This window comes from Methanobacterium alcaliphilum, assembly GCF_023227715.1.
Classification (GTDB): Archaea; Methanobacteriota; Methanobacteria; order Methanobacteriales; family Methanobacteriaceae; genus Methanobacterium_E; species Methanobacterium_E alcaliphilum.
Genome location: NZ_JALKIF010000033.1, coordinates 1 through 823 on the forward strand (window position 1 = coordinate 1; position 823 = coordinate 823).

General features: G+C 31.2%; 1 protein-coding gene. It reads left to right on the forward strand.

The features are described 5' to 3' along the window. Positions 1-353 (forward strand): hypothetical protein (locus MXE27_RS11735; RefSeq protein ID WP_248612637.1); only part of this gene is annotated, 353 nt, incomplete at its 5' end. Positions 354-823 lie beyond the last annotated feature (470 nt).

Sequence of the window (823 nt, forward strand, 5' to 3'; positions counted from 1 at the left end):
AAGACCTATGGAGACTATCAATAGTAGGATCCACAGCACTGGGAATAGAACCAAAGATTGATACTCCCAAAGATGCCATATCCTTTTTAACCAACCACCTCATAAACAATATGGGTCTAGCAGAGGGCATTGATTCTGATTTAAATGGTGACACCTTGAACCTCAAAGTAAATAACTGTAAATTTCACTATTTCACAGATTACTTAGTTGCAAATGACATTCCTCGCCATATTGGTTGTCCTGTGGCATTAGTTTATGCTGCTATGATGGAGGCCGTGACTGGGGAAACATTTATCATAGAAGAAATTGATTCTGCAGACGGAAACAGTCAAATAACCCTTAAATCATTCTAAGGGTTTAATTTATCTTTTTAAAAATATATCAATAATCTTTTTTAAAAGGATATCCAAAGAAATGTCAGAAAAAACTCTCAAAATCGTGGTTTTAGAGCAGCATTAAATACAGGAAAAACCACCATCGCAGAGAGATCAATAATCTTTTGAATATTTTATAAAGTTCTATAAATTGTCATCAATTCTTTATAAATTTAGCTCAAATGCGAAAAATCACAACTACCTCTAGAAGTATAAAATTAATCTTCATATGTAATTAAAGACGTTATAGAATATACGGATAGTTAAGAGTCAAATTCGTTATTAAAGTTTAGACCATGATTGGAAAATTATTTGACCATATATTGTTAAATGATAAATTCCTCGCAAAAAATTCCAATCTGCTGAATGTCTTGAAAGTATTAAAAATTATATTGGAGGATTAATAATGGGTTTAAGAGAAGATATTGGTAGTTTATTAACTGAGCTTT